2 protein-coding genes are annotated in these 2,879 nt (G+C 66.1%); both read right to left on the bottom strand.

Annotated features, from left to right (window positions below; all coding sequences use genetic code 11):
• Positions 1 to 23: 23 nt before the first annotated feature.
• Positions 24 to 2,390: a xanthine dehydrogenase family protein molybdopterin-binding subunit gene (locus AC2FNA_RS24110; RefSeq protein WP_496830963.1), complete on the bottom strand. Its 2,367-nt coding sequence runs from the start codon at positions 2,388 to 2,390 to the stop codon at positions 24 to 26.
• 51 nt (positions 2,391 to 2,441) lie between these two features.
• On the bottom strand, positions 2,442 to 2,879 hold a 438-nt coding region (locus tag AC2FNA_RS24115; protein ID WP_496830965.1), incomplete at its 5' end, for a (2Fe-2S)-binding protein.

Below are 2,879 nucleotides of genomic sequence, written 5' to 3' on the forward strand. Positions count from 1 at the left end.
GGCCCCCGGTCCGCCCTCTCGTCTCAGCCCTGCATCGCCGACCAGACCCGCGACGGGCTCATCGGCATGTCGATATGGGTGACGTTCTTGCCGCCCGATTGCAGCGCGTCGATCACCGCGTTCACCACCGAAGGCGGGCTGCCGATGGCGCCGGCCTCGCCGCAGCCCTTCACCCCCAGCGGGTTGTGGGTGCAGGGCGTGGCGCAGGAATGATCCACCGCGTAGAACGGCACATCGTCGGCGCGCGGCATCGCGTAATCCATGTAGGATGCGCTGAGCAGCTGCCCGGTCTCCGGATCATAGGCGCAGTTCTCCAGGAGCGCCTGGCCGATCCCCTGGCCCAGCCCCCCATGCACCTGCCCCGACACGATCATCGGGTTGACGATATTGCCGAAATCGTCCGCCGCGCTGAACCGCTCCACCGTCACCTTGCCGGTCTCGGGGTCCACCTCCACCTCGCAGGCATAGGCGCCGGCCGGATAGGTGAAGTTCGACGGGTCATAGAACGCCGTCTCCTCCAGCCCCGGCTCGATATCCTCCAGCGGGTAGTTATGCGGCACATAAGCCGCCAGCGTCACGTCGCCCCAGGCCACGGATTTGTCCGTGCCCGCAACCGTGAACTGGCCGCCCTTCAGCTCGATATCGGCCTCGCTGGCCTCCATCAGATGCGCCGCGATCTTCTTGGCCTTGTTGATGATCTTCTCGGTCGCCCGCACCATGGCCGAGCCGCAGACCGCAAGGCTGCGCGACCCATAGGTGCCCATGCCGAACGGGATCTTGCTGGAATCGCCATGCACGATCTCGATCATGCTCTCGTCGATGCCCAGCATCTCGGCCACCACCTGCGGAAACGCCGTCTCGTGGCCCTGGCCGTGGCTATGCGCCCCCACCATCACCGAGATCGAGCCGGTCGCGTTCACCCGCACTGTCGCCGCGTCGTAAAGACCCGCCCGCGCGCCCAGCTGCCCCACCAGGTTCGACGGCGCGATGCCGCAGGCCTCGATATAGCAGTTCACGCCCAGGCCCCGCAGCTTGCCGCGCGCCTCGGACTCCGCCCGCCGCGCCGCAAAGCCCGCGATGTCGGCGATCTCTTCCAGCTTGTCCATCGTGGCATTGTAGTCGCCCGTGTCATAGACCACCGCAACCGGCGTCTGATAGGGGAACTCGGTCACGAAGTTCTGACGCCTGAGCGCGATCGGGTCCACCCCCAGCTCGCGCGCCGCCTTGTCGATCACGCGCTCCAGCTGATAGGTCGCCTCGGGCCGCCCGGCGCCGCGATAGGCATCCACCGGCACCGTGTTGGTGAACACCGCCTTCACGTTCACATAGATCAGCGGCGTCTTGTAATTGCCCGCCATCAGCGTGCCATGCAGCCAGGTCGGAACGCTCGGCGCAAAGGTCGACAGATAGGCGCCCATGTTGGCATAGGTCTCGGTGCGCAGCGCGGTGAAGTTGTTGTCGGCGTCCAGCGCCAGCTCGATCTTCGACACATGGTCGCGCCCATGCGCGTCCGACATGAACGCCTCCGACCGCGACGAGGTCCATTTGACCGGCCGCGCCAGCGCCTTGGCCGCGAAGGTACAGAACGCCTCCTCGGCATAATGGAAGATCTTCGAGCCGAAGCCGCCCCCCACATCGGGTGCCACCACCCGGAGCTTGTGCTCGGGGATGCCCAGCACGAAGGCCCCCATCAGAAGGCGGATCACATGCGGGTTCTGGCTGGTGGTGTAAAGCGTCGAGTCCCCCGTCGCCCGGGCATAATCGCCGATCGCCACCCGCGGTTCCATCGGGTTGGCCACCAGCCGGTTGTTCACCAGCTCCAGCGTGGTCACATGCGCGGCCTCGGCAAAGGCCGCGTCCACCGCGCCCTTGTTCTCCTCGACGAAGCCCCAGTCGTAGCAGAGGTTCGACGGCAGATCGTCATGCACCTTCGCCGCGCCCTCGGCCAGCGCCGCCTTCATGTCGATCACCGCCGGCAGTTCCTCGATCTCGACACCGATCGCCTCGGCCGCGTCGCGCGCCTGTTCGGGGCTCTCGGCCACCACCGCCGCGATCGGGTCGCCCACATGGCGCACCTTGCCCTGCGCCAGCACCGGGTGCCCCGGCTCGGCCATGGGTTGGCCATGCTTGTCGGTCACCTGCCAGCCGCAGGGCAGACCGCCCACGCCCTCGAAATCGGCGCCGGTAAAGATGCGCACAACGCCGGGCATCGCCGCCGCGGCAGATGTGTCCAGCGACACGATCCGCCCATGCGCCATGTCCGAGCGCAGGAAATGCACGTAAGCCTGGCCGTGAAGATTGATGTCGTCGGTGTAATTGCCGGCGCCGGTCAGAAAGCGCACGTCCTCGCGCCGCTTGCTGCTGGCCCCGATGCCACTGTCCTTGGGCATGTCTCGTCTCCTCCAGATATCAGAATGGTCCGCGGAAATCCCCGCGTGGCCTCATTCGGCCGCGATCCCGCTCACGTCCTGACCGGACGCCGCCAAAATCGCCTTGACGATGTTGTGATAGCCCGTGCACCGGCACAGGTTCCCCTCTAGATGCGCCCGCACCTCGGCCTCGCTGGGCGTCGGGTTCTCCTTCAGAAGCGCCGCCGCAGACATCACCATCCCCGGCGTGCAGAAACCGCATTGCAGACCGTGATGATCCTGAAACGCCTGCTGCAACGCGTTCAGCGTCCCGTCCGGACCAGCCTGACCCTCGATCGTCGAAACCTCGCAACCCGCAGCCTCGACCGCAAGCATGTTGCACGACTTCACCGCAACCCCGTCAACATGCACCACGCACGCTCCGCACTGACCCGTGTCACACCCAACATGCGTCCCCGTCAGCGACAAACCCTCACGCAAAAAATCAACCAGCAAATCTCGGGACTCTAC

This window comes from Ruegeria sp. YKSD163 (assembly GCF_059612905.1).